The sequence below is a fragment of the Pseudoalteromonas sp. J2K-J031 genome (assembly GCF_058197095.2).
Genome location: NZ_CM200279.1, coordinates 775866 through 802017 on the forward strand (window position 1 = coordinate 775866; position 26152 = coordinate 802017).

The 26152-nt window shown below is 39.7% G+C and carries 23 protein-coding genes; 18 read left to right on the plus strand and 5 right to left on the minus strand.

From position 1 onward, the window contains the following. The first annotated feature begins 92 nt into the window (after positions 1-92). Together AC3KZC_RS03535 and AC3KZC_RS03540 are read left to right on the plus strand one after the other, a co-directional pair. A complete protein-coding gene (locus AC3KZC_RS03535; protein ID WP_490579129.1) occupies positions 93-2087 on the plus strand; it encodes a marine proteobacterial sortase target protein in 1995 nt (664 codons plus the stop codon). Next, positions 2071-2652, plus strand: coding sequence for a class GN sortase (locus AC3KZC_RS03540; RefSeq protein ID WP_490579128.1), 582 nt, complete (start codon positions 2071-2073; stop codon positions 2650-2652). The genes AC3KZC_RS03535 and AC3KZC_RS03540 overlap by 17 nt, the downstream gene beginning before the upstream one ends. A 7-nt stretch (positions 2653-2659) precedes the next feature. Here AC3KZC_RS03540 and AC3KZC_RS03545 read toward each other — a convergent pair whose 3' ends face one another. After that, positions 2660-3598, minus strand: a complete 939-nt coding sequence (locus AC3KZC_RS03545) for a DMT family transporter (protein WP_490579127.1) — start codon at positions 3596-3598, stop codon at positions 2660-2662. A 150-nt stretch (positions 3599-3748) separates the two neighbouring features. Here AC3KZC_RS03545 and proB point away from each other — a divergent pair, with 150 nt between their 5' ends. From proB to AC3KZC_RS03580, 7 genes are all read left to right on the plus strand, one after another. Continuing rightward, a complete protein-coding gene (proB, locus tag AC3KZC_RS03550) occupies positions 3749-4861 on the plus strand; it encodes a glutamate 5-kinase (protein ID WP_490579126.1) in 1113 nt (370 codons plus the stop codon). Between the two features lie 27 nt (positions 4862-4888). After that, positions 4889-6130, plus strand: coding sequence for a glutamate-5-semialdehyde dehydrogenase (locus AC3KZC_RS03555; protein ID WP_490579125.1), 1242 nt, complete (start codon positions 4889-4891; stop codon positions 6128-6130). 211 nt (positions 6131-6341) lie between these two features. Continuing rightward, a complete protein-coding gene (locus AC3KZC_RS03560) occupies positions 6342-6701 on the plus strand; it encodes a glutaredoxin family protein (protein WP_490579124.1) in 360 nt (119 codons plus the stop codon). A 171-nt stretch (positions 6702-6872) separates the two neighbouring features. Then, positions 6873-8858 carry a methyl-accepting chemotaxis protein gene (locus AC3KZC_RS03565; protein ID WP_490579123.1) on the plus strand — a complete coding sequence of 662 codons (1986 nt, stop codon included), beginning with the start codon at positions 6873-6875 and terminating at the stop codon, positions 8856-8858. A gap of 881 nt (positions 8859-9739) precedes the next feature. After that, a complete protein-coding gene (locus AC3KZC_RS03570; RefSeq protein WP_490579122.1) occupies positions 9740-10687 on the plus strand; it encodes a YecA family protein in 948 nt (315 codons plus the stop codon). 159 nt (positions 10688-10846) lie between these two features. Beyond that, entirely contained in the window at positions 10847-11473 is a 627-nt protein-coding gene (locus AC3KZC_RS03575; RefSeq protein ID WP_490579121.1) for a KwaA family protein, read from the plus strand. Positions 11474-11475: 2 nt separating this feature from the next. Next, positions 11476-12504: a Kiwa anti-phage protein KwaB-like domain-containing protein gene (locus AC3KZC_RS03580; RefSeq protein WP_490579120.1), complete on the plus strand. Its 1029-nt coding sequence runs from the start codon at positions 11476-11478 to the stop codon at positions 12502-12504. 593 nt (positions 12505-13097) lie between these two features. Here the strand turns inward: AC3KZC_RS03580 and AC3KZC_RS03585 are convergent. Next, a complete protein-coding gene (locus tag AC3KZC_RS03585; RefSeq protein ID WP_518525925.1) occupies positions 13098-13376 on the minus strand; it encodes a hypothetical protein in 279 nt (92 codons plus the stop codon). Positions 13377-13796: 420 nt separating this feature from the next. On the opposite strand from AC3KZC_RS03585, the gene gltX reads away from it, so the two are divergent. From gltX to AC3KZC_RS03610, 5 genes are all read left to right on the plus strand, one after another. Further along, positions 13797-15281, plus strand: coding sequence for a glutamate--tRNA ligase (gene gltX, locus AC3KZC_RS03590; protein WP_490579119.1), 1485 nt, complete (start codon positions 13797-13799; stop codon positions 15279-15281). A gap of 177 nt (positions 15282-15458) precedes the next feature. Beyond that, entirely contained in the window at positions 15459-16157 is a 699-nt protein-coding gene (locus AC3KZC_RS03595) for a DUF3581 family protein (protein ID WP_490579118.1), read from the plus strand. 122 nt (positions 16158-16279) lie between these two features. Then, positions 16280-17521 carry a DEAD/DEAH box helicase gene (locus tag AC3KZC_RS03600; protein WP_490579117.1) on the plus strand — a complete coding sequence of 414 codons (1242 nt, stop codon included), beginning with the start codon at positions 16280-16282 and terminating at the stop codon, positions 17519-17521. A gap of 413 nt (positions 17522-17934) precedes the next feature. After that, positions 17935-18507 carry a mechanosensitive ion channel domain-containing protein gene (locus AC3KZC_RS03605; RefSeq protein WP_490579116.1) on the plus strand — a complete coding sequence of 191 codons (573 nt, stop codon included), beginning with the start codon at positions 17935-17937 and terminating at the stop codon, positions 18505-18507. Between the two features lie 117 nt (positions 18508-18624). Then, a complete protein-coding gene (locus AC3KZC_RS03610) occupies positions 18625-20577 on the plus strand; it encodes a TonB-dependent receptor plug domain-containing protein (protein ID WP_490579115.1) in 1953 nt (650 codons plus the stop codon). 46 nt (positions 20578-20623) lie between these two features. Here AC3KZC_RS03610 and rimK read toward each other — a convergent pair whose 3' ends face one another. Both rimK and AC3KZC_RS03620 read right to left on the minus strand, forming a co-directional pair. After that, positions 20624-21529: a 30S ribosomal protein S6--L-glutamate ligase gene (rimK, locus tag AC3KZC_RS03615; protein WP_490579114.1), complete on the minus strand. Its 906-nt coding sequence runs from the start codon at positions 21527-21529 to the stop codon at positions 20624-20626. A 13-nt stretch (positions 21530-21542) separates the two neighbouring features. Continuing rightward, positions 21543-21968 carry an ATP-dependent zinc protease family protein gene (locus tag AC3KZC_RS03620; protein ID WP_490579113.1) on the minus strand — a complete coding sequence of 142 codons (426 nt, stop codon included), beginning with the start codon at positions 21966-21968 and terminating at the stop codon, positions 21543-21545. A 131-nt stretch (positions 21969-22099) separates the two neighbouring features. Here AC3KZC_RS03620 and AC3KZC_RS03625 point away from each other — a divergent pair, with 131 nt between their 5' ends. Beyond that, positions 22100-23071, plus strand: a complete 972-nt coding sequence (locus tag AC3KZC_RS03625) for a zinc transporter ZntB (protein WP_490579112.1) — start codon at positions 22100-22102, stop codon at positions 23069-23071. A 101-nt stretch (positions 23072-23172) separates the two neighbouring features. On the opposite strand, the gene AC3KZC_RS03630 is transcribed toward AC3KZC_RS03625, so the two are convergent. Continuing rightward, positions 23173-23457: a hypothetical protein gene (locus AC3KZC_RS03630; protein ID WP_490579174.1), complete on the minus strand. Its 285-nt coding sequence runs from the start codon at positions 23455-23457 to the stop codon at positions 23173-23175. Between the two features lie 383 nt (positions 23458-23840). Here AC3KZC_RS03630 and AC3KZC_RS03635 point away from each other — a divergent pair, with 383 nt between their 5' ends. The 3 genes from AC3KZC_RS03635 to AC3KZC_RS03645 all read left to right on the plus strand — a co-directional run bounded on the left by AC3KZC_RS03635 (position 23841) and on the right by AC3KZC_RS03645 (position 26137). Beyond that, positions 23841-24347 carry a DUF3087 family protein gene (locus AC3KZC_RS03635; protein ID WP_490579111.1) on the plus strand — a complete coding sequence of 169 codons (507 nt, stop codon included), beginning with the start codon at positions 23841-23843 and terminating at the stop codon, positions 24345-24347. A gap of 209 nt (positions 24348-24556) precedes the next feature. Next, a complete protein-coding gene (locus AC3KZC_RS03640) occupies positions 24557-25372 on the plus strand; it encodes a TIGR02285 family protein (protein WP_518525907.1) in 816 nt (271 codons plus the stop codon). Between the two features lie 84 nt (positions 25373-25456). Further along, entirely contained in the window at positions 25457-26137 is a 681-nt protein-coding gene (locus tag AC3KZC_RS03645) for a phosphoglycolate phosphatase (protein ID WP_490579109.1), read from the plus strand. The last annotated feature ends 15 nt before the right edge of the window (positions 26138-26152 follow it).

A 26152-nucleotide genomic window follows, 5' to 3' on the forward strand; every position in this document is an offset into this window, starting at 1 on the left:
AGTTGCAGGGCTTTTTGCCACGGAGTTCCTAAATGTTCAATATCAATCGCTGTGTTTTGGCAACGTTTTGCTGCGGGTTGGCGACAGTGTTCATGCTGAACAGTCGACCTGTTTTTGCCATCGAATCAACAGATAACGCCGCTGCAACCTTGGCGCTTAGCGACCGCTCCGGTCGGCTGGTTAGCCAAGGTTTGTTGCTAAGCAGTGACGCGCAAATGACCATAACCGGTTTAATCAACAAGGTAACGGTCACGCAGCGCTATAAAAATACTAGTTCAGAAGTGTTAAATGGCCGCTACGCTTTTTCGTTACCCGACAACAGCGCAGTATACGAGATGCAAATGCGTGTTGGTGAGCGGGTGATTGTGGGTGAAATTAAAGAAAAAAAACAAGCTGAGCAAGCCTATGAAGTTGCAAAACAACAAGGTAAAAAGGCCAGTTTAGTGAGCCAAAAGCGCCCTAATTTATTTGTTAGCCAAGTGGCTAATATTGAGGCGGGGCAAACGGTTGAAGTAACCTTGGTGTATCAGCAATTATTGCATTATGAACAAGGTGAGTTTACGGTGCGTTTTCCGATGGTGGTTGCGCCGCGCTATCAACCAAAGCGGCTGGTTTTTGATGCTGATTTACAAGGCAATTGGCCAAGTGCGAGCGAGATAACCCCACCCCCTTTTATTGATGAGCTTGAAACACAAAGTGCCAAAGCAATGGGGCAAGGTATAACTGATGAAAAAATTAAACAAAGTGTATCGATAGCGCTTAACTTAGGATTTGAACTCGATACCTTAGTGTCGCCTTATCATGACATTAATCAGCAAGTTATTGGCAATAATCATTATCAAGTGAGTTTAAAACAGGGTACAACATTCGCCAATCGTGATTTTGTATTAAGGATAAAACCTAAAAATCAAACGGCTATTCAGGCTGCGGTATTTAAAGAGCAGTTTGAAAACGAGGATTACGCGTTAGTGATGTTAATGCCGCCCAGTGATGAGTTTATTGCTGCGCAGCGACTAGCGCGTGAAGTGATTTTTGTCATTGATACCTCAGGCTCTATGCATGGTGAATCATTAGAGCAAGCCAAGAGTGCATTATTTTTTGCTCTGGCTAATTTAGACCCGCAAGATAGCTTTAACATCATCGAATTTAATAGCACCGTTACTGCGTTTAACGTGCAAGCATTGCCTGCCAACGATTTTAATATTCGCCGAGCGCGTAATTTTGTTTATGGTTTAAAGGCTGATGGTGGCACTGAAATAGGATTAGCATTTGAGCGGGTACTTGATAATAGTGAGCATGGGGATTATTTACGCCAAATTGTATTTTTGACCGATGGCAGTATCAGCAACGAAAGCGAGATTTTTGCAAAAATCAGCGAGAATTTGGGCGATAGTCGAATTTTTACCATTGGCATTGGTGCTGCGCCTAACAGTTATTTCATGACGCGCGCAGCCACACTAGGTCGTGGAACGTTTACTTTTATTGGTGATGTGACGGATGTGCAAAAGACAATGAAAAACCTGTTTGCACAATTGGCCAATGCTGCGCTTAAAGCGCTGACTATCACCGATGAAAATGATGATGCGCTTGATTTTTGGCCCAAACCAATTGCCGATTTATATTTTAACCAAGCGATGATGGTAGCAATCAAACTCAAGCCGGGGCAAAACCAAATCAACGTACGCGGGCAGCAAGCGTTTGGTCAATTTAATGCGCAGTTTATGCTTGGCCAAGCACAAAGTGGCAGTAACATAGCGAGGCTTTGGGCAAGGCAGCAAATTCAATCTTTAAGCATGCTGCAGGTTAGGGCGGCTGATAACGACGCTGAACCAATTGGCGCTCAAATATTAACACTGGCGCTTAAATATCAGTTACTAAGCCCTTACACCTCATTTTTAGCGGTTGATAAAACCCCAAGCAGCTTACAGCCAGCGCATGGTGAAAGCCGTATTACACCGATGGCGGTAAAAGGCTGGAGTGCGCCAATTCCACAAACGGGTGGCCAAAGCGTGTGGCAATTAGTGGTCGGTTTTATGTTAGTGATGTTGGCCGCAATGGGCTGGTGGCGTAATGAGCAAACACAGTAAGCGTTGGTTGTGTGCATTAGGAGTGGTAGTGGGCACAGCTTTAATGTTGCAAGGGGGCACCGTACAAAGCAAGGCGTGGCTGGCACAATATTTAATTGCAGATGCGTGGCAGGCAACACTTTTGGGGCAGCATAACGTTAAGCCGTGGTTTTATGCCGATACGTACCCAGTGGCAAAATTACGGGTGCCGGCGCTTAATGTTGAGCGTTATGTATTAGCAGAGGCTAATTTGCGCACTTTAGCATTTGGGCCTGCTTTTTTAGTGTCGGATTTGTCGCAATCGCGCGCGCAATCGGCCTTAATTGCAGGGCATAATGACAGTCATTTTGCTTTTTTAGCCGATGTGCAACGTGGGCAAATACTGCAAGTACAACAACCAAGTGGCCTGTGGTGGCAGTATAAAGTGACTGACTTGACGGTGATTGTTGCCACCGACACCGCATTTTTAGCGCACGTTCAGCCTTCATCAACCCTTTATTTGGCCACGTGTTATCCGTTTAATAGCCCAGTGGCTGGAACAACGCAGCGTTATTTAGTCACCGCACAAAGAGTGAGTGACGCCTAAAAAGTCGTTAAAGCGCAGAGGAGTTCTTTACTGGCTCCTCGGTGTTTATGTGTTCAAGTTCGCCCAATGGGTCGGCATTATCTTTGATTTGCTTAGCATGCTGTTGACTGACCAAAATACCGATAAAGACCACGCCAATACTTAACCACTGCCAAAGAGTCAGCACTTCTTGTAAAATGATTGCCGAAAGCAGCAAGGCAAAAATGGGAATGAGGTTAGAAAATGCTGCCGCTGTAAGTACCGAGATTTTACTAATGGCATAGTTATAAAGCCCATAACCTCCCAAAGTAACAAAAGTACCCAGATATAAAATACTGAAAATGGCATTGCTGTTTATTTCAGTGGGTAGCTCAACAAAAAATAAAAATGGTGCAAAAAATAAGCTGCCGCTCAACCCTTGCAAGGCAATTAAAGATAGCGGTGAATAGCGTGCAGCTAAGTGTTTTACGCTGACGGTATAATAGGCGGCGCAGATCATGGCTAAAAATTCTAAAAAATTACCCAGTAATGGGTTAGGTGCTTGGTCGGAATGGGGTGAAACCAAGGTTAATAAAATACTGCCGCCAATACACAAGCTAAAACCAATAATGATTGCTTTAGATAACTGCTCTTTGAGTAAATAAAACGCCAACACCGCAACAATAATTGGCAAACACGATACCAGCACCCCAGCTTGTGAGGCAGAGGTGTATTCCATCGCATGGCCTTCAAATAAAAAGTATAAACAGGGCTCTGCCAACGACATGCTGACCAAATATTTCCAATCACCACTTTGATACTCAAATCGCTTTACATAGCGCCACAATAAAACACAAATGAGCAACGTAGTGAGCATGCGAGCAAAAATAACGACGGCTGGGTCGTAAATCGCAATCGCATATTTTAAGGCGATAAATGAGCTTCCCCACAAAAAGGTCGCAATGATCAAACATAAACTGGCAGGCATGAGAAACACTCATAAATTTCAAGGAAAAAAATCATATCATTTTGCTTAACGCACCGCAGCTTAGCGTATTTAATTTTTTCAAGTGATTAAAGCTTGTACTACCAAGTTGATTTGATATAACTAGAGCGCTTTTGGGAATGAGAGGGTCAAATGAGCATTAGTAAAACCATCGTGGTTAAGCTTGGCACAAGTGTGCTAACTGGCGGCAGTTATACCTTAGATAAAGCGCATATGGTGGAGTTAGTTCGCCAATGTGCACAATTAAGACAACAAGGTCACAAAGTTATTTTGGTTTCAAGCGGCGCTGTGGCTGCAGGAAAAGAGCACTTACATTTAAGTTGTGATTTATCGGTGCTGGCTAATAAACAAATGTTGGCCGCTGTAGGGCAATCGCAACTGATTTTAACGTGGCAAACCTTATTTAATATTTACGGCATTCATGTGGGGCAAATGTTATTAACCCGCGCTGATTTAGAAGACCGTGAGCGCTATTTAAATGCCCGAGATACCCTGCATGCCTTATTAAAACACCATATTGTGCCCATCATAAATGAAAATGATGCGGTGGCGACCGCCGAAATAAAGGTTGGCGATAACGATAACTTATCGGCTTTAACGGCAATTTTGGCTCAAGCCGACCAACTTTTATTATTAACCGATCAACCGGGGTTATTTACCGCCGATCCACGTTCAAATCCTGATGCCACGTTAATTACCGAAGTGAATAAAATCGATGATAACTTGCGCGCCCTTGCTGGTGGCAGTGGTACAAATTTAGGTACAGGTGGCATGGCGACTAAGTTACAAGCGGCTGATGCTGCACGTCGTGCAGGTATTGAAACGATTATTGCCGCAGGGCATCGCCCTAATGTCATCGTTGATACGGTTAATCAAGCGGAGGTTGGTACGCGCTTTAAAGCCCTTGACTGCGCAATTGAAGGGCGAAAACGCTGGTTATTAGCCGGCCCCTCAAGCAGCGGCAAGCTTGTGCTCGATACCGGTGCAACCGATGCCATTGTTTTGCAAGGCTCAAGCCTGTTAGCCAAAGGGGTGACACAGGTTAAAGGCTTGTTTGAACGCGGCGATTTAGTAGAGCTTGTTACCGTGCAAGGTGAGGTGATAGCCAAAGGCATTTGCCGTTACAGCAGCAGCGATTTAAACAAAATTAAAACCCTCCATTCTGAGCAAATTAAAGCGGTATTAGGGTTTGATAACGGCAAAGTAGTGATCCACCGTGATGACTTAGTATTGCTTGATGATTAATGTGTGCCACAAAACAGTGAAAATTTTATGTTAGAACAATTAGCCAAAGACGCACAAACAGCCAGTTATCAACTGGCAATACTGTCAAGCAGTGATAAAAACAGAGCTTTAAAAGCCATTAGCCAGCAGTTAATGCAACATCAGGAGGCGATTTTAGCGGCCAATCAGTTAGATATTGCAGCAGGTAAAGATGTTGGCTTAACCGATGCGCTACTCGACCGTTTATTATTAACCAAAGAGCGCTTGGCAGGTATTTGCCAAGATATTGAACAGTTAATCGCTCTTAGTGACCCAATTGGCGAGGAATACCAAGGTAAACAATTAGAAAGCGGTTTATTTTTAAAAAAACGCACCGTACCACTTGGGGTAATCGGGGTTATTTATGAAGCGCGGCCCAATGTTACTATTGATATAGCGTGTTTAGCGTTAAAAACCGGCAATGCCGCTATTTTAAGGGGCGGTAAAGAAACCCTCAATTCAAATGTGTTATTGGTTGAACTGATCCAAGCGGCATTAGTTGAAGTCGGAATTAATCCACAGGCAGTGCAGTTAATTGCCGACCCCGATCGTGCGCTGATTTACCAATTGCTGAAGCTTGATAAATACATCGATATGATTATTCCTCGTGGTGGGCAAACCTTACAGCAGGTATGTGTTGAGCACAGCACTATTCCTGTTATTACAGGGGGTATTGGCATTTGTCATTTGTTTGTTGATGAGTCGGCCGATTTTACAAAAGCACTGGCGGTGATAGAAAATGCCAAAGTGCAACGACCAAGTGTCTGTAATGCCCTTGATACGGTATTAATTCACCAACGTATTGCTGATGAGTTTATTCATCGTTTAGTGCCAAAATTAAGCGCACTTGGCGTTACGTTTAAAGGCTGCCCGCAAACCGTTACTTTAACTCAACAGTGCGACGCTGCAACAGCCAATGATTTTGATACCGAATGGTTGAGCTTAACCTTGGGCATTAAAGTGGTGCCTGATTTAGCCGCTGCAGTCTCTCATATTCGAGCGCATTCAAGCGGTCATTCTGATGGCATTTTAACCCAAAGCCTTAAAAGTGCTGATGCCTTTGTTGCCCAAGTCAATTCGGCTGCTGTGTATGTCAATGCCAGCACTCGCTTTACCGATGGCGCGCAATTTGGGTTAGGTGCAGAAGTTGCGGTATCGACTCAAAAGCTACATGCCCGCGGCCCAATGGGACTTGATGCGCTCACAACCTACAAATGGATTGGCATTGGAGATGGCCTAATTCGCAGCTAAATTCAAAGTCAGTGCTTGATATAGCTTCAAGCACTGATATTGAATTTTAGGATTGCGCAGCACCTTCACTGCTCGCATGTCACAGCTTGAACTGCTCATCAGCGCCCTGCGTTTTTTAGTGCGGATTTTTACCTAATAGATGCTGTTAAATACTTAACTTGCTTGATGCGGCTGTGGTAAAGTGCCCGCCTATTTTTAAGAGGAACGCAGTATGAAGCTTGTTCGTTGGTTATTGGGTCGTTTGATTTTATTATTTGATTTTTTGTTTCAGCCAAAAGCACTTAAACGTGCGCCACATGAGCAAAACATCGTTGACAAGCAAACTAAACAATTGGCGTTGTATCAATTTAATGCCTGCCCATTTTGTGTCAAAGTGCGCCGTGCGATGAAGCGTCAAAACTTAACGATTGAGCTGCGCGATGCTAAAAACGATCCTGTGATTCGCAAAGAGTTACAAAATGAAGGTGGGGTAGTCAAAGTTCCTTGTTTACGTATTGAAGTGGCGGGCAAGGTGACTTGGATGTATGAGTCAAATGATATCATCCGTTATCTAGAGCAACGCTTTACCTAATAATTGTCCCTGTATTTCAAACAAAAAAGCCTTAATTTAATAAAGTTAAGGCTTTTTTGTTTGCTGATTTTTCTTATTGATTTAACTCAACTATATCTTAGTTGAACTAATATTAAGTAACAGGTTCGTTCAAGCACAGCATAAAGTGTTTAAATCAAAGAGGAATACATTTTGAAATTATCGATAGGCAAAGTGCTCTACTTATCGTTTGGTGCGGTTTTGGTTGTGATGATGGTCGCCAGCTTAATTGTGTGGCAAAAACAAAGTCTTTCTATCGGATTTGCCAAAGAAATCGCCAATGATGACTTACCAGGAGTTGTTTATTATCTTGAGTTGTTAGATGAAATGGATGACATGGCATCAGCTGCCATGGCTTATACATTAGGGCAGTCTTCGGCCAAGCAAGATTTTATGTCTAATTACAACGAATTTAAAAGCTTTCATACAAAGCTGGTCGTGATTGAATCAGCAACCGCAGAATCGCGCGAGTTATTAGACAATACATTATCAAGCGTTGAGGCATTTAAATCAGAGTTAGAGCAAAAAGTGTTTAATGTTTATTCGTTCGAAAAAGAACAAAAAGCGTTGCAATTGTTTTTTGAAACCCGGTATGAAGTCGCGGGAGAATTAAAAGCAATTTTAGCAAACGAAAAAAATGCGGTTTTAGTTAAGCTTGATGCAGGATTAAGCTCTGAAAATGTAAAGTTGATGCGTTATATTTTAGAGCTTGAAGATGAAACAGACGATTTATTAGCATCTGTTGGGCGCTACGTTGCAGGAATGAATAATGCACAACAATATTTTTATGATCATAAAACAGAAAATGAAAAATATTTAAATAATTTACAGCAATATATTGAACCAAGCGTATTTAATAAAATTATCACGTTACAACAAACAATATATGGCAATGCTGAATTAATTTTTACTACCTTAACACCAGAGGCAAAAAGCAAAGCGCAAAATGCAGTTTTTGATGCAAAGCAAAAACATTTATACGCAATTTCTGATTTATTAGAGGCTGCATCCGATGATGAAATACGTGAAGCGGGAGTGGGTTCTACCTCATTAATCGGAGCATTAATAACGGCTACGAATACGCTTTTTATCACCACCTTTTTGGCTATAGTGATCGGGTGCGTCATTGCATGGCGCTTATCAAGCAGTATCACATATCGTTTAAAACGATTAACTAATCAAGCCGGTGAGATTGCCAAAGGTAACTTGTCTTTAGATGAAATACAGATTACCCGTGACGATGAACTTGGTGAATTAGCCATATCGATTAATGATATGCAAAAAGCACTGCAACGCTTAATTAAAGAAATAGTTTTAGTGGCCAAAGATGTATCAGAAGCTAGTAAGTCTCTTACTCATGCCAGCCAGCAAATTAATGCTGGTAGCCAAGAGCAAGCCTCAAAATCTCATCAAATAGCAACTGCGTCAGAAGAAATGACCGCAACAGTAAATGAAGTTGCAGCGCAAACTCAAGATGCAGCCGGTCAAGCCAGTGAAGCAGGGCGCGCAGCCGCTGAAGGCGGTGTGGTGATGAACAATGCAGTTCAAAGCTCACAACGAGTGGCTGATTTAATGGAAGAAATAGCAAATACAGTCAGTAGTTTAGGTGAGCGAAGCGTTGAAATTGGTCAAATCATCAGTGTTATTACTTCAATTGCTGAACAAACCAATTTATTAGCCCTTAATGCCGCAATTGAGGCTGCTAGAGCGGGCGAAGCTGGTCGTGGATTTGCAGTAGTTGCCGATGAAGTGAGAGGTCTTGCAGAGCGAACATCCAAAGCGACCAAGGAAGTATCTGATTCAATTACTGCAATTCAAAAAGAAACCGACACAGCGGTATCAAAAATGAAAAGGGGTACCGAGGCTGTTTCTGAAGGGGTTGAGCACAGCAAAGCAGCAGGAGATGCCTTAGAGCGAATAGTTGAATTGGCTGCGATAGTGAATGATATGATCCAATCTATTGCTGGTGCGGCTGAAGAGCAAACCGCTGTAACCAAAGAAATCACGCAAGATATTACCACAATCAGTGATATCGCCAATGATTCAGTTAGTCAAACCGCCGGTGCAGAGCAAACTGCGATTGCCCTTGGTGGAAAAGTGAAGCAATTAGAGAATTTAATTGCCGAGTTTAAAATTTAACGAGTCAGCGTTTGATTTTGTAAATTAAATTTATTTTACCATAAACCGCTTGCAGTAATGTAAGCGGTTTTTTATTACAAAAATGCGTGGTGGTTTTGTATTTTTGAGTATCGAAAGCTTTGCGTAGGTGCAAGCCTGCTTGCGAAGGCGAGCGAAACTCGGCAGGCTTTTGTGGTTGGGTATTAGCCTGATGCTACTTTATTAAATTGTGATTTTTCACCGCCGAGTACTTTTTCACCACAAAATACACCGATGCTTCGCTCACCGAGCAAAGCTAAGTGAGTAAAGCCAACTAATTAATAGCTTTTTCTTTCCTCTGTGTTTCTATTAACCTCGATGGTTAACCTTCTTTTTCACCAAAGAAAGCTCAGTGGTTAAAAGACTTTCACCACAGAGGGCACCGAGCGCTGCGCACACCGAGCAAAGCTAAGTGAGTAAAGCCAACTAATTAATAGCTTTTTCTTTCCTCTGTGTTTCTATTAACCTCGGTGGTTAACCTTCTTTTTCACCAAAAAAGTTCAGTGGTTAAAAGGCTTTCACCACAGAGGGCACCGAGCGCTGCGCACACCGAGCTTTTGATATTTTACTGTAGGTGCAAGCCTGCTTGCGAAGGCGAGCAAAGCTCGGCCGCTTTTATCTGTTGATAGAACGAAAGTAATACTGTTGATGAGTACAGGGTTTGATGAGGTGTCCAATAACATTATTCGTCGCCGTTTTGTCGGGAAATAACAGCGTAGTCTCGATAGATATTATAATTGCTTGTTTACTAAGAATAAAAATGATGTAAATATTGTGGATATGTTTTATCCGCCGTTTTGGGGGATTTTATCCCACCATTATGGGATCTAATAAGCTGTTAGCACACTTAAAGGAGGCTTTTGGTGAGAATAAATAAGTATGGCTTAAAAGACACAATTGAGGCTGGTATTAAGCGTGAGATTAGACAGCGCTGCGGTTTTGGTTGTGTGAACTGTGGGAATGCAGTTTATCAATATGAGCATTTAGATCCTACATTTGCGGAAGCAACTGAGCATAACCCAGATCATATAGTTCTCCTGTGTGGCGGCTGCCATGACCGTGTTACTCGAAAAATCTTATCTAAAGAAACGATAAAAATCAGATCTGATAATCCTGTTTGTAAACAAAAAGGGTTTTCTTTTGGCCCTTTTGACTTAGGTTTGGTTGAGCCAAAAATTACAATTGGCACATTAAATTGTAAAGGCGTTGAAACCTTAATTAGAATAAATGGAGATAATGTATTTTCTATCAAGCCCCCAGAATCGGAAGGTGCACCATTTCAAATAAATGCATATTTGGCTGATAGAGATGGTCGCGAGATATTAAAAATTGTCGATAATGAGTGGATTACAACTACAGATAATTGGGATGTAGAAGTTGTCGGTACGAGAATAACAATAAGGAAAGCCCTTGGTGATATTGTTCTTTCTCTACGTTCAGATCCTCCACATAATTTAGTGATTGAACGTCTAGAGATGGAACATTTAGGTGTAAAACTATCTTGTCGTGAAAATCAAAACTTGAGGGTTATTACACCGTCAGGTCAAATATTAACGTCTAATTCAATGGATATTGAAGGCAGTAAAGTAGGGTTTGATATTAATAATAATTCAATGTCTATAGGTGTTGGCGGTGGCAGTGTCCGTATAGGAAGTATGACATTAGATCATATGTTTCCATCAATGCCACAAAGGCCCATCCCACAAATGCTTGCTGATTCTGCACCAAAAAGTAGAAAAATTGGTCGCAATGAAATATGCCCGTGCCGTAGTGGGAAGAAATTCAAAAAGTGCTGTGGGTCAGTGTGCTAACAAAAACATCAAGGTGACGCGTTACACTCGGCGGTTTTGGTATGGAGTTTGGTGCGCTTGGTGAATTTATCGTGGCGCACCTTATGTTAGGCGTTATACGTGTAAATAGGCTTGGTGCGTGTGTTAGCCTAAGTGTTAATTTAAATATAGGATGAATAAATGATTAACCATAAGCCAAAGGAAATGGCTCCATCTCTTTGGGTTGAAGCTTTAATATTCTTGTCGGCATATTACCCTTTATTCTTGATTCTGCTTATTAGGGATATTTCAGATAAAACATCAGGCTTAAAGTTTGGTCTTTTATCATGGGGCGTTCAAGTAAGTTGGTACGCTTTAGTTTTATTTTTTATTTCTTCATTTGCAAGTTTAATTGTCGCACGCCTTATCCGTTCATTACTAACACATCAAGAAGGTGGAACCCCGATAAAAATTAACGCAGTTTCTCAGGTTCGGGGAGATATGCTTAATTATACGTTACCTTTTTTAATAGGTTTATTTGCTTTCAATTATGAAAGTATTCAAACAATAATTTCCCTTTTAGTTTTTTTGATTTTTATATTCTCTTTCGTTCATAAAGAGCAGATCTCTCTTTTAAACCCTATGTTTTTATTAATGGGTATAAGGCTATATAAAATAAAATACAAAGAAGTTGGAAGAACATCTACTTATGAAGAAAATGTACTTTGTTTAGGAACTGTTGAAGCTTCCAATGAAAGTATTGAAGTAAAAGAAACGGCTGGAATTCACTTTATATTCCCCAAAAAAATTATACGGAGTAAGGATTAGACATGGAAAATTTAGAAGCTCAGCCTGTTGCTGTGCAAGCAGCGCAAAATCAATTAGATCAGGCATCATTAGATCGAAAATTAGAAGTATTACAAGGCTTAGACTTAGAAAATGCAGTTATAAATATCTATGTCGCTAAAATTAGTACTAAAAATAAAGAAAAACGTTTTCTTGGTGTTAAAAGGTTAAAAGTAGAAAATGAGCATAAAAAAAGCTTTAAAAGTTATGTTACTGAATGTATTGCTGGTAATGAGCACATCTGTGAACTACGAACAATTAATACCAATCAAGATAATAGATTTTTTCATGTAGAAAAAGCTGCAACAGACTTTTCTCAAATGGAAGAGTTAGTAACTACAGGGAATATTCCCTATGTTTTAGATCAATCTGAGTTAAATGATTATAACGCTTATGTCATACAGCTAACTTTTGGTGAACCTGAACAAAGCCTATTCGCTTTCAGATATATAAGCGGCTCATGGTCTGTTAATAAGACCTCGGGTAAATTTTTAAGTTTTGCTCCTATAAACAATGAACTCATCGTGTCTATTGATAATGATCCTCGCTTTCAAATAACTCCTTATATTGATTTTATCCAATTTAAAGATGATATGTTCATAGCGGATATAAAGCAGTTTGAAGTAGCAATGAATTATCATGAAAGGTTAAAAGAAAAGAAAACAGAAGCCATTACAGCCTTATGTGCCAGTTCAGCAATGGTCGCAACTTCGAGTGACACATTAACAACAGTTATTGGTAATGATAAACATTTAATGAGACAGCTAGCCTCAGTTCACGAAAAAGGTTATTACACGAACGATATTTGGTTAACTAAATTAAAGATTGTTGCAGACGCAGCAGGAAATTGGAAAATAAAGTTCGATAATACAGGTAAAATCCTAGTAGAAGACAATAAAGACTATGTAAAAGAACTTTTAACATTATTGCAAAATAAGCGTGTAAAAACGGTTGTTGATGGTGTTATGTTTGATGTAGATGGTGAGTTAGTGGCTCTTGAAGTAACTGAATAAACGGGTGAAAACACGTATAACACATATGAGCCGATCTCTCGTCAATAGGCATTACTTATCTTTTTGACCGCGCAAGCGGTCAAATCCAAATCAATCAACAAATTCATCTACTTCGTCTGTCATTTAGCTGTCAAATCGTCGTGCTGTTAAAAATAAAAGTATGCAAACACCAATAGAGGCTCTCTAAGTACGAAATCTTTAACAAAAAGAATGCTGCCTAACGCTTTTCAATCCATTGAAATATCAGGGGCACTACGACTAAATGGATTTAGGAGGTAGAGCGACGCAGGAAGCCAAAGTCGAGACATTTATCGGTTAACCCTAAGATGGCACTATTCAAGTCATAGGTGCTTTTTACACAGTTAGTTTCAGGCTCATTTAAGGTGTAAACGACTTTGTTAATTGTATTAATGCGCGCCAATCAAGGTGTCACTCTTTGTAAAATCGAGAATAGGCAATGTAGCTTAAATAGCTTTTGGCATAGTGATGATGGTGAGAAGTCATTGCTTCATTAGCCACCTCATTCACAGTCATGCTCGCTTCTCTTTTTCAAGAGTACCTAGTTAGACGTTCAGCTCACCTTATTACGCGACTTATCCTTTTAAGAATCGTTGTTCATCAAACACCGTTTTGTTTTTTAACATGAAATAGACACAGCGCCCTAACTTATGGGCCAGCGCTGATTGTTGTGGATTATTTTTCTTCATAATTTGGCTTGCCTTGTCTGCGGTAGTTGTTTTGACTGGGGCGGCTGAGGTATCGGTTAAAGGCTTAGCTACTTCATTTCTAGTTTTACAGGTTCCTACATTGTTTCTTGCCATTAAAACCAAGTTAATGCTTAATAAAAATCCAATAAAATTAGTAATGTACATATAACAAGCGTGGCACAATGGTGGCACTTTTGGCTAGCATTCAATTGTTGTGTGTTGTAGAGATAAAAATATGGCGATAGTCATTCTAACTAACAAAGTACCAAAGCTATGGCATAGTTTTTTTTCTGGTTACAGTCTAGAGTCGCTATCAACAGGTATTTTGAAGTTGTTAGTTACTTATAAAGAAAGCATCGAGTAAATGCCATACAAGTTGCTTAAACGGAAAAATAACAGTTGGCCATCGCTACGCGATTATAGCCAAACGTTATTTAAATGCTGACACAGATCCTTTTTTCGGTTGATAAAACCCAAATCAGGGTGTTCTCGTTTTTATATTGAATCCTAATATCACTTCGAAAATGATCTCCTTTATGCTACTCTTCGCGGCCATAACCGACTTAATTTTTAGAGATTTAACAGATGACTATTCGTACTCGTGTTGCACCATCACCAACGGGTGATCCTCATTTAGGCACCGCGTATATTGCTTTATTTAATTATTGCTTTGCCAAGCAGCAAGGTGGTGAATTTGTTTTGCGTATTGAAGATACCGATCAGGTTCGTAGCACGCGTGAATCAGAACAAGCGATTATGGATAGTTTAAAGTGGTTAGGTCTTAATTGGGATCACGGCCCTGATGTGGGTGGTGAGTTTGGCCCATACCGCCAATCTGAGCGCTCAGAGCTGTATCGTAAATACGCACATCAATTGGTTGAGGCGGGTAAAGCATTTTACTGTTTTGCGACCAGCGAAGAATTAGACCAAATGCGTGATGAACAAGTAGCTGCGGGTTTACGTCCAAAGTACGATGGTCGTGGCTTGAAGTTATCGGCTCAAGAAATCAATGACAATTTAGCCGCAGGCAAGCCATACGTTATTCGTATGAATATTCCTGAAGACGGGACTTTTGTATTTGAAGATTACTTGCGTGGCGACATTGAAATCCCTTGGGAAAATGTTGATATGCAAGTGCTGTTGAAGGCTGATGGCTTCCCTACGTACTTTTTAGCTAACGTGGTGGACGACCACCACATGGAAATTAGCCATATTTTCCGTGGTGAAGAGTGGATTAACTCTGCACCAAAATTATTAAAGTTGTATCAAGATTTTGGCTGGACGCCGCCAGTTTTAGGTCATTTACCATTATTACGTAATCCAGATAAATCTAAATTATCAAAACGTAAAAACCCAACTTCGATTAATTACTACAAAGAAATGGGCTTTTTACCTGAGGCATTGCTTAATTACTTAGGCCGTATGGGTTGGTCAATGCCTGATGAGCGTGAAAAGTTCACCCTTGATGACATGATTGAGCATTTTGATATTAAACGTGTGTCGCTTGGCGGCCCGATTTTTGATATCGATAAACTCAATTGGTTAAACGGTTTGTGGATCCGTGAAAATCTTACTGATGAGCAGTTAATTCAGCGTTTCTTGGAGTGGAAGTTTAACGCGGATTTAATGGCTAAAGTGATCCCACAAGCTAAAACGCGTATTAATACGTTGTCTGATTTAGTTGAATTGGCAGGGCATTTTGTGGCTGGTATGCCAACGTACGATCCGGCATTATTAAGCGCAGGAAAAGCCGATGCCGATGTAATTCGCCAAGCGTTACAAATCTTTATTTGGGAACTCGAAGCGCTGCGTACATGGGATAAAAACGAGATTTTTGCCATTGCAAAAGCGGTTGCCACCCATCACGAACTGAAAATTAAAGAGTTTTTAGAGCCTATTTTTGTCGCTATTTCTGGTAAGACATCTTCTACGTCAGTGGTTGATGCAATGGAGATTTTAGGTTCTGATATGTCACGCGCGCGTTTACGTGCGGCTTTAGGCCATTTAGGTGTCTCGAAAAAACAAGCTAAAGCATTTGAAAAAGCCTATCAGGTTTATCAAAACGCTTAATAAGCCAGTGGTAAAAAGGCGACTGTGAGGTCGCTTTTTTATTGCAAAATAGCACAAGGGATCGCTTAATTATTCACGTTAATTGTGGGATTAAGTATAATCACAACAGATTCGACCTCTTTTTCATCAGTTCGCTGATAGAATGCGGCGGTTAAATTAATCAAGCAGTAGATGTGTATGTTAAGTAGCTTTTATCACCAAACCGACGACCGTATTTCTTTCACTCGTGAGCAAGGCAGCCGTTTTGCCAAATTAATCGCAGATGATTTTAACCCTTTGCATGATGTTGATGCGAAAAAATTCTGTGTTCCCGGAGATTTACTTTTTTCGTTGATCTTAAATAAATTTGGCATCAGTGAAAAAATGCACTTCACCTTTTGCGGCATGGTCGATGAAACGGTTGAGCTTATTTTGCCACAAGGTGCTGATAAGTTTGATTTAACCGATGGTGAAAAAGTGTATTTATCGGTTGAACGCTCGGGGGCAACTTCAACGTGCCAAACATTGACCGATAGCCTGATTAAAAATTACGTTGAGTTCTCTGGTACTACGTTTCCTCATGTAATTATTCCATTGATGGGCAAACAAGCGGTGATGATCAATCCATCACGCCCAATGGTGATTTATGAATCGATGTCGATTGATTTAAAACACCTTGATATTCAAGCGCCAGAGCTTGAGTTTGCAGAGCCTGAATTTGAATTAAATGGTAAGCGCGGCAAAATCATTTTGCGTTTTAACCTAATCGAAAATGGCTTGCTAGTTGGCACTGGCGAAAAACACATGCTGGTATCGGGTATTCGCGAATATTGCCAAGCAACGGTCGATGATTTAATCGCTTTTTATAATGAGCGAAAAGAAACACTCAAGCCATAAGGCTTTTAAGACTTAAAAAGGTGCTGCGGCACCTTTTTTTGTACGTAAAATTCAGTTAAGGCGTGATAGTGCCCGCATCTCTGCTAAAATAGCGGCAATTTTGATAGCTAAGGTAATAAAAAATGGGTTTTGCTGCATTAGGGTTAAATCAACAACTGATCCAAGCGCTTACTGAGTGCGGCTATGATACACCGACGCCAATCCAAAACGCGGCAATTGCTGAAATATTAGCTGGCAAAGATGTCATGGCTGGTGCTCAAACGGGTACGGGAAAAACCGCCGCGTTTGCTTTACCTATTTTACAGCGTTTAGCCCTTGAACCTGAACGCCAAGGCCAATTACGTACGTTAATTCTTACTCCGACGCGAGAGCTTGCACAGCAGGTATTTGCTAGCTTTGAAAAGTATGGTAAACACAGCCAGTTAAAGGCTGCTTTGGCTTATGGTGGCGTGAGTATTGGTGAGCAAATCAAAGCAATTAAAGCTGGCGTTGACATCATGGTGGCCACGCCCGGGCGTTTGCTTGATCACTTAGTTAAAGGCACGGTTAATTTATCAAACGTTCAATATTTGGTGTTTGACGAAGCTGACCGAATGCTCGATATGGGTTTTATTGACGAAATTAATAATATTTTGCGTCGGTTGCCTAAAAATCGCCAAACGCTGTTATTTTCTGCGACCTTTGATGAAGCTATTTTTAAACTAAGTAAAAAATTACTCAATCAGCCGGTGTTAATTGAAGTCGATCAGCGTAACCAAGCAGCGACTGAGGTTGAACAAATTGTTTACGCAGTGGATGAAGATCGAAAGCGAGAGCTGATCTCTCATTTAATTGGCGCAAAAAATTGGCAGCAAGTGCTGGTGTTTACGCGTACCAAACAAAGTGCTGATGAACTGGCTAAAGAAATGTGTAAAGATGGTTTAAAAACACAGGCTATTCATGGTGATAAATCACAAGGTGCCCGTGATAAGGCTCTAAGTGAATTTAAAGAAGGTAAAACTCGGGTCTTAGTAGCCACTGATGTTGCTGCGCGTGGTATTGATATTCAGCAGCTACAGTACGTAATCAATTATGAATTGCCTTACATAGCAGAAGACTACATTCATCGTATTGGTCGTACCGGCCGCGCCGGTGAAAAAGGGACTGCGATTTCATTGGTGAGTATTGATGAAAACTGGCTGCTTGAAGAAATTGAAGCGGTACTCGATACGCGTTTAGCACAGCAATGGTTACCCGGATATGAGCCCGATTTGACCAAAGAGCCCAGTGATAAACGCAAAAATAGTAAAGTGGCCGAAAAACGCCGTACTAAAAAGCGTTTAACAGGACAAAAAACCGGTAATCGTGCCCAGCGAAAACGCTAAATCTGAAGTTAACCACCAGTGTTGAGCTAGCTACGTGTTTTAATAGCTCATAAACAGCAGCCAATAGGCTGCTGTTTGTTTTTGTGCGCTACTAAACAATAGAGCGGGGCGTTAATCACAGTTTCATATTCGGTAACGCTAAATCGGGCTGTGGCCACGGATAGCTCAATTGTGCTTGAAAAAAACGCATTTTTGCGCAAGTAAGGAGCGCTTTGCACCATCAGAAATTATTGAGCTAGTATCAATGAGTATTACTTGCGATTGAACGAGATTCACTCTTTAAAACAGAAGCTTATTTGTCATGAAACTGTATTAATTTCTTAATTTGCGGCACAATAACACCTCTGAAATTGAGCCGTTATAGCGTGCTATTTTAGTCTGTATTCTCGTTATTATGGTTGTGAAGGAAAGGTATGGCGTTATTAGAATCTTTATTGGAACAATATAAACTGATTGTGACCATATTTGTTATTTTACTGTTCCCGTTTTTAGTTAAATTACAAAAAAAATTATTAGCAAATACTGTTAAAGGGCGCATAGACCCCCATCGTCAGCATCGTGCTGAATTGCTGCTTACAAGTATTTTAGGTATTGTACTTGTCTGCTTTTTATTGGTTTTTTGGGGTATAGAGCTGCGTGGCTTATTAGTTTTAGGCTCTTCTTTATTTGCAATGTTAGGTGTGGCGCTTTTTGCTGCTTGGTCTTTATTGAGTAATTTAACCTCTTTTTTATTAATGTTTGTGCAAAATGATTGCCGTGTTGGTTATTGGGTACGAATTATCGATGGCGCAAATTTTGTTGAGGGGAAAGTGGTTGAGATGGGGTTATTAAACGTTATTTTAGAAACCGCTGATGGCCATCGTGTTCTTTATCCAAATAATTTATTTGTTGTACGCCCAGTGATGGTGCTTAACCGTTCTTTAAGAGAGAAGAAAAAACGTTATAGCACTCGTTTGATTGAGTTGAAAAAGCGCCATACTCGATAGAATTGTTTTAATTTGCGTTGTTAATATTTTGTAACTTGGTTTCTGGTGTAATATTTGTTATTTTCAGTTGTAGCGTAAAAAGAGGGCTTAATTATTAAAGCATTAATCGTATTTTCATTGCTCCTTTGTGCATCACCTTTACACGCGGCAGAAGGTGAGGATATTTTTGATCTAAGCTTTGAAGAGCTATTGGATGTTAATATTGAGCTTGCAAGTAAAACCAGTGAAACCCTACGTTCTGTCCCTTCAACTGTTACTGTCATTTCAAAGCAGCAAATCGAAAATTTAGCTGTTAACAATGCATATGATCTTATTAATTTTATACCTGGTTTTCAGATCACTCGTGGTGATTGGGTTGGTGCTGTACCTAAAGAGCACGCTAGAGGTGTGTATTTAGATAGCGGTAATTTATTGGTCATGATTAATGGTGAGCGTTTAAATGAGGTGTCTTTTGGTAAGGCATCGGTTTATACCCCTTTTATACCAACCAATATTATTGAAAAGGTTGAGGTGATCCGAGGCCCCGGTTCTGCGCTTTATGGTAGCAATGCGTTTATTGGCGTTATTAATTTCGTTACAAAAAAACAAGATAATCATGTCATTGTAGGGATGGGGGAGCATGGCTTGGCGCAAATGTCAGCCAACTGGCACCAACAATTAACCGACAATACCCATGCATTTGTGAATTTAGCGCTAGATAAATCGGACGGTGAACATTATCAAGCGCTTAATGATGTAAAAGATCCTCTTGAATCTTTGTATTTTGAGCTCGGTTTGACGGTTAATAAATGGCATTTAAATGGGCGATATAATCAGGTTAATCTTGATCAATTTTTAAATTTGGGTGGTGCATCAGCCCAAAATCGCCATAAGAGTGAGAATAGTTATCTAAGTGCTCAGTATCAATGGTGGCAAGCGACTGACTCAGGATTGAGTTCTAAATTATTTTATGGCCTGCATAAAATAGCGTCTTCAGGCATGGTGATCCCTGCAGATCCTAATATCGTTAATGAGTCCTTTTTTGTTGGGCCATTTTGGCGTACCAAAGAGCTGGCATTGAGCACGGATTACCGAAATGAGTTATCGCCTACCTTAAGTTTAACAAGTGGTTTTGAGTTAAAAAAAGTAGAGCAGATCCAAGCAGGGATTTTTACCAGTCATTTTGATTTTGATCGTAATGTCAGTATTGTGGATGATGATTACTGGCTAGGTAACTTAACAAAAGTCAATGAAAACCCTGCGTTTTCAGGCCTCAAGAAGGCCCTTGAGCAATACAGCGTTTATGGTCAATTAAAATGGCATTACAATCAAGATTTAACCATGTTTATTGGCGGGCGATTTGATGATGTTGTGAATATTGAACGTAAGTTTTCGCCTCGCTTAGCCGCTGTTTATAGTGGAATTTCAGCCCACACTTTGAAATTTCAATATGGTGAATCATTTCGAACGCCTGTGACTAACGAATTGTACTCTAATGACGAAGTGACTAGCGGTAATGCTAATTTAACCTCTGAATTTGTTAAAACGACGGAACTTGTTTGGCAATACCACAATGAGCAATTTAATTCTGAGTTTGTTTTTTTTCGCAATGATTTGAATGATTTTATCAATAAAGTGGTCACGCCTAATGGACCAGCAGAGTTCACTTTTGCAAATGTTATTGATAAACGAATCGAAGGGCTGGAAAGTAGCTTAAATTGGCATTTTAGCTCTGGGATTGAACTAGGTGTAAATAGTACGCATTTATTTGATAAGCCTGCTAATGCGAGTTTTAAGCGTTTTGCCAGTGCGTTTATTAATTATCGTTTGGATACTGTTTTATTTAGTTTAAACGCTAATTGGCGAGATAGTGTAAAAACAACGCTTGATAGTGGCACTGACTTCGCTCAATCAGCTTATGTGCTTTTTGGAGGCAGTATTCAATGGCAATTAAATAATCATTCAAAACTAAGCTTTAAAGTAATGAATGCATTTGATAAGCCGTTTGTTGTATTTGATCCTCGAATGGACAATGGTCAAGTGCCCGGTCAAGGTCGCCAAGGGCGTTTAAGTTATCAATATAATTTTTAAGCATCAAACAAAAAAGGCCTGTTAAGGCCTTTTTTAACAGTGATTACTAACCTCGGCCACGCGTCGATGTTTTATTTTCGCTCGCATTTTTAGCGATGAAATCAATAATCATACCGGCAATATCTTTACCTGTTGCTTTTTCAATGCCTTCAAGGCCTGGTGATGAGTTTACTTCCATCACCAGCGGCCCTCTGCTTGAGCGCAGCAAGTCAACACCTGCAATATTAAGACCCATTGCTTTAGCAGCATCAACGGCTGTTTTGCGCTCTTCAGGAGTGATTTTAATTAACGATGCACTGCCACCACGGTGTAAGTTTGAACGGAACTCACCTTCTTGTGCTTGACGCTTCATCGCTGCAATGACTTTATCGCCAAGGACGAAACAGCGAATATCGGCACCGCCCGCTTCTTTGATGTATTCTTGCACCATGATGTTGGCTTTTAAACCCATGAAGGCTTCAAGCACGCTTTCTGCTGCTTTGCGAGTTTCGGCTAGTACAACACCAATACCTTGTGTGCCTTCGAGTAATTTAATTACCACAGGCGCGCCACCAACCATCGACAATAAATCTTTAATATCATCGGCTTTGCTTGCAAAACCAGTGACAGGCATACCAATGCCTTTGCGTGATAGTAGTTGTAATGAGCGCAATTTATCTCTTGAACGGGTAATCGCAACGGATTCATTAATTGGGTAAACACCCATCATTTCGAATTGACGCAAAACAGCACAACCATAAAAAGTAACGGATGCACCAATACGTGGAATGATAGCGTTAAAATCTGATAGGTTTTCGCCTTTAAAATGAATCTCTGGTTTGTCTGAATTGATATTCATGTAACAACGTAATGCATCAATGACTTTTACTTCGAAGCCACGTTGCTCAGCCGCTTCAATGAGACGCTTGGTTGAATAAAGGTTTTTATTGCGAGATAAAATACCTATTTTCATAATCTTTGTTCCTTTATTGTGTGAGATATGATGCTGCAGGATCAACGATGATTCTATCATTCATTGCTGTGCGGCCTAAAAGCATTCTAAACATCATGTTTTCCCTGTTTGTCAGGGTTACTTCAATAGGAAAGCTTTCGTTATTTATAGTTAATGTTGTTTTGATCACAAACCTATTTTCGGTATGACCACCAGAATCTGTGACTTTTCGAATATCGATAACTTGTGCTTCAGCAACAAGTTCGAACTCTGTATTTTGTTGGATTGGGTGTAGCCAAAACTTAACCCAACTTTGGTTATCTTTTTTGAATTCCTCAACTTTAAATGCATGCAAGCAAGACGTGCGTGCGCCTGTATCTATTTTAGCCTTGATTTTTGTGATCCCAAGATCAGGTAAGCTGAGCCATTCTCGCCATCCAACTAATAGTTTTTCAGCCATTGGTTATTCTCTTATAGATGTGATTTTTTGGGCACTGAATAAGTGTAAAATCATTAGGTGATTCATTTATTTGAGTATAACGTACTCCTTAAGTCTTATCTTGTATTAGCACACAATTAGTGGAAATTATTATGAAAAACGCAGGGTTAATTCATGCATTGTTACTCAATGGTAAAGGTGGTTGTACGCGCTTAAATGAGTCTGAGGTGAGATCGTGGCAGCCTGAACAAGGCCAATTATGGCTTCATTTTGACTATGGGGAAGAGCTAAGTAAGGAGTTAATTCAGCATAATTTAGGTTTAGAGCCTTTAGTTATTGACTCGTTGTTGGCGGGTGAAACTCGTCCTAGGGCAGTAAAAGTAGCTAAAGGCTGTTTACTTTTTTTAAGGGGGGTGAATCTTAACCCAGCTCAGACTCCTGAAGACATGGTATCAATCCGGATTTACGCCGATGAACATCGTATTATTAGTACTCGTAGACGTCGATTATTATCAGTCAGTCATCTTCAAGAGCAATTAGTTGCAGGGACTGGACCTTGTTCTATATCTCAAGTTATTAGTCAGTTGTCACTTGGATTAACAAGTAGGATGGAGGCTGTTATTGATGATGTTGATAGTAAACTTGACCTGTTTGAAAGTGATTTAGGCGTTGCTGCCAATGATAATTTGCATCAGGCTTTATCGAATATTCGCCGTCAAACAATCACGCTTAAACGTTATATCAAGCCACAACATGAAGGTTTAAAGCAGTTTTTATCGCATAATTTTAGTTGGTTTGAGTCAGATCAGAACCAAGTTATTGAAGAGAATATCAATGATTTAACGCGCTTTATTGAAGAGTTGGATATGGCGATTGAACGAGCTCAAATCGTATACGAAGAGATATCAAACTTAATCTCTGAGCAAGTAAACAAACGTATGTATATAATGTCTGTTGTTGCGGCTATCTTTTTACCTCTGGGATTTTTAACCGGGTTACTTGGAATTAATGTAGGCGGTGTACCGGGCACTGAAAATCCAAATGCATTTTTTATTTTTGTTGCTTTATTGGTGGGCTTATTTGTGTCACTGGCAGGTTACTTTAAATATAAAGGGTGGATTTAAGCGCTCAGTTGATGTTATTGCTTAGTTGTTAACTACTCTGATTTGAAACATAAAAAAACGCAAGTCGATGCTTGCGTTTTTTTATTGCTTATTAGCTTTAATTAGTTGCTTTTCAACCAATTAACAAACAAACGCGCGTCGCTATTTGTAGCAAAACGTGTGTTTTTTAATCCTGTTTTATCAGCAAAGATTACATTGCTTTTATTAACAGAAATAGACTGCACTGGATGTGCGATTTGGATCAATGATCCGTTATAGTTATATGACATAGAAAACTCAAAATAAATGTGTTCAGCATTTTGCTGAAGGAATTTTAAAATAAGCTTCAATACAGTTTTGACGATTCTTCCGAACATTAAATCAATGAATTTAATATTCTCTAACATGGATTTTCATTTTAGCAATAGACAAGCATTGCTTTAGTCGCCGTACAATAATTCAGCTTTCGATTTTTTTAATGCTGGCTTACTGGATCAGGGTAAGAAGGGGCATTACTACTATAATTTAACACTGAGAGGTTAGTGATAAACCAAAGAAGCGATAGTATTCATTATCATTTTTTTAAGCAAGCATTATTTTTGTTTAATCATGAAAATAAATATGAAAAAGGTCTATTTATGGTTTAGTTGGCTTTAGGTTATTTAATTTTTACATCAATTTTATTTTTACCTGCTTGAAAAAGGTTATTTTGGTTTTCTGCTTTTTTTAGTTAAGTAGGTGTGTGTTTTAAATGTAGAATAGGCTGTTTTTATTTGGGCTAAGAGGGCTTATGAAGTTACACGAAATCAATAAACAACGTTACCGAAAGCATTTAAATATTATTATTGTGGGGGCTATTGTGGTGCTTTCCATTCTAAGCTTGTCGATTTCTCAATCATTAATCGCTTTTTTTCCTTCAGAGCAAGGAACGCATTTTCATTGGAATTTAACTGGTGTTATTTGCGGCTCATTAATCATTGGCCTTGTGATTAAGCGCTACCGTAGTCATCACTTTATGACGGAAGTCATGTATGTTTGGGATTTAAAACAGGCACTTAATCAAGTAACGCGAAAATTACAAAAAGTTAAAAATGCTGTTGACCAAGGTGATGTGTCTGCAATGCACACCTTACACTTTTATTATTCTGGAAATCGTCAGCTATGGTTACTTGATGATAATACGATAACGTTGGATGATTTAGCTATTTGGCAAGCAGAGTTAGAAGTAAAAGCGAAAGCTGTTAATTTAACTTTAAATGCGGCATTACATGAGCCTCAGTATTTGGGTACTCTTTAAACACATCTGCTTTATTTTGGCTGCAAGTACCTTATTTTGTAGCCAAAACCTTGTTTAAAAAACGTTAAATCTAGTTCTTTTTTATGATTTTTAATTAACTCCCTTCCTATTTTTAGCGTGTGTGTTATCACTTAATAATCGGTTAAAAATAGTTGAACATATCTTTGAAAACTTTCAATAAGCAGCTTTGGTGTCGTGGTTTCTTATTATTGAGCCTTTTTAGTGCATGGCTTGCACAGGCTCAAGATCAGATTATTTGGCAATTAAATCATGCACCTCCTTCAACTATTGTCCATGGTGAATTGAAAAATAAAGGGTTTATTGATCTCATTCTAAAAGAAATTATTAAGCAATTGCCTCAGTATGACCATGTAATTGAAGTCAGTACGCTTGCAAGCTCGGCTTTTGAAATGCGAGCTAAAAAAAATATCTGTCTACCCGCTTTATTTGTTACACCTGAGCGAGAGAAATTTATGGTTTTCTCTCAAGCAAGTATTGCGCATCCTAGTAATCGTATTGTGTTGTTAAAAACAAAAGCAGAAACCTTATCTAAGTCTAATTTAAACGAATTGCTCGCTGATCCTAAAATCTATCTTGGGCTTGATCAGGCTCGATCTTATGGTGAATATATTGATGCGGTGCTAGCAGACTTCGAACCTGCGAATAATATCTATCGCCGTGAATCTGAGTCGCCTAATGGCTTACTTGAAATGGTGGTTGTGGGGCGTTTAGATTATACCTTAGCGTATCCGTTTCAGGTTCAATACTTCCTGCAAACTCATGGATACCAAGTTGATAATCCTTTAGTTGAACAACAAATTGAAGGTTTAGCGCCTTTTTCTATGGGTAAAGTTGCCTGTGCAGATAGTCCTTGGGGGCGCAATGTTATAAAAGCGGTTAATGAGGTTTTAACCCGAATTAAACCGACCAAGACGTATCAAGATGCGATGACAACTTGGTGGCGCCAAAGTGCTGCAGATCCTGCATTTATTGAATATTATCAACAGGTTTTTTTGACCCATTAAGTTTTATTTAAGTTTGTTGTTAAGTTACTAGCATGAAGAAAGGTATAATCAGACTCTAAAAATTAAGCTAAGAGTAATTTACCTATGACCTTTTTTGCCAAAGAGCTGATCATTTTTGATTTAGATGGCACTTTAATTGATAGTGCACCTGATTTAGCGTTATCAATTAATTTAATGCTGGTTGATTTACAACTTGAGCCTGTTGAAGAGGCGGTGATCCGCACTTGGGTTGGTAATGGTGCTCAAGTTTTAGTTGAACGTGCGTTAGCATATACATACCCATCAAAGCCTGTAACAATTGCTTTTATTGCTGATGCTCTTGCTATTTTCTTAAATCATTACCAACAAAATCTAGTCGTAAAAAGCGTCCTTTATCCTGATGTGCACAGCACGTTAACCACGTTAAAACAGCAAGGGTTTACGCTTGCTTTAGTCACTAATAAGCCTGAGCGTTTTATTGCTCCAATATTGGCTGTAATGGAACTCGATGCGGTATTTAGCTACGTATTAGGAGGCGATAGTTTGGAGCGTAAAAAGCCTGATCCATTGCCCCTTGTGACTGCTTGTCAGCAATTGAGTTTTTCAGTCGACCAAGCTGTGATGGTCGGTGATTCAAAAAATGATATTTTGGCTGCTAAAGCTGCGAATATGCAAAGTATTGGGCTTACATATGGCTATAACTATGGTGAATCGATAGCTGATAGTCTGCCTGAATTAGTGCTTGAGCATTTTGCGGGCCTAGTTGATGCATTAGGCCGCGCTTAATTATATATTCGTAGG

Excerpts from the sequence above, each read along its gene's own strand:
- AC3KZC_RS03535 (WP_490579129.1), top strand. The coding sequence starts at position 93 with ATGCTGAACAGTCGACCTGTTTTTGCCATCGAATCAACAGATAACGCC.
- AC3KZC_RS03540 (WP_490579128.1), top strand. The coding sequence starts at position 2,071 with ATGAGCAAACACAGTAAGCGTTGGTTGTGTGCATTAGGAGTGGTAGTG.
- AC3KZC_RS03545 (WP_490579127.1), bottom strand. The coding sequence starts at position 3,598 with ATGCCTGCCAGTTTATGTTTGATCATTGCGACCTTTTTGTGGGGAAGC.
- proB (WP_490579126.1), top strand. The coding sequence starts at position 3,749 with ATGAGCATTAGTAAAACCATCGTGGTTAAGCTTGGCACAAGTGTGCTA.
- AC3KZC_RS03555 (WP_490579125.1), top strand. The coding sequence starts at position 4,889 with ATGTTAGAACAATTAGCCAAAGACGCACAAACAGCCAGTTATCAACTG.
- AC3KZC_RS03560 (WP_490579124.1), top strand. The coding sequence starts at position 6,342 with ATGAAGCTTGTTCGTTGGTTATTGGGTCGTTTGATTTTATTATTTGAT.
- AC3KZC_RS03575 (WP_490579121.1), top strand. The coding sequence starts at position 10,847 with ATGATTAACCATAAGCCAAAGGAAATGGCTCCATCTCTTTGGGTTGAA.
- AC3KZC_RS03580 (WP_490579120.1), top strand. The coding sequence starts at position 11,476 with ATGGAAAATTTAGAAGCTCAGCCTGTTGCTGTGCAAGCAGCGCAAAAT.
- AC3KZC_RS03585 (WP_518525925.1), bottom strand. The coding sequence starts at position 13,376 with ATGTACATTACTAATTTTATTGGATTTTTATTAAGCATTAACTTGGTT.
- gltX (WP_490579119.1), top strand. The coding sequence starts at position 13,797 with ATGACTATTCGTACTCGTGTTGCACCATCACCAACGGGTGATCCTCAT.
- AC3KZC_RS03595 (WP_490579118.1), top strand. The coding sequence starts at position 15,459 with ATGTTAAGTAGCTTTTATCACCAAACCGACGACCGTATTTCTTTCACT.
- AC3KZC_RS03600 (WP_490579117.1), top strand. The coding sequence starts at position 16,280 with ATGGGTTTTGCTGCATTAGGGTTAAATCAACAACTGATCCAAGCGCTT.
- AC3KZC_RS03605 (WP_490579116.1), top strand. The coding sequence starts at position 17,935 with ATGGCGTTATTAGAATCTTTATTGGAACAATATAAACTGATTGTGACC.
- rimK (WP_490579114.1), bottom strand. The coding sequence starts at position 21,529 with ATGAAAATAGGTATTTTATCTCGCAATAAAAACCTTTATTCAACCAAG.
- AC3KZC_RS03620 (WP_490579113.1), bottom strand. The coding sequence starts at position 21,968 with ATGGCTGAAAAACTATTAGTTGGATGGCGAGAATGGCTCAGCTTACCT.
- AC3KZC_RS03625 (WP_490579112.1), top strand. The coding sequence starts at position 22,100 with ATGAAAAACGCAGGGTTAATTCATGCATTGTTACTCAATGGTAAAGGT.
- AC3KZC_RS03630 (WP_490579174.1), bottom strand. The coding sequence starts at position 23,457 with ATGTTAGAGAATATTAAATTCATTGATTTAATGTTCGGAAGAATCGTC.
- AC3KZC_RS03635 (WP_490579111.1), top strand. The coding sequence starts at position 23,841 with ATGAAGTTACACGAAATCAATAAACAACGTTACCGAAAGCATTTAAAT.
- AC3KZC_RS03645 (WP_490579109.1), top strand. The coding sequence starts at position 25,457 with ATGACCTTTTTTGCCAAAGAGCTGATCATTTTTGATTTAGATGGCACT.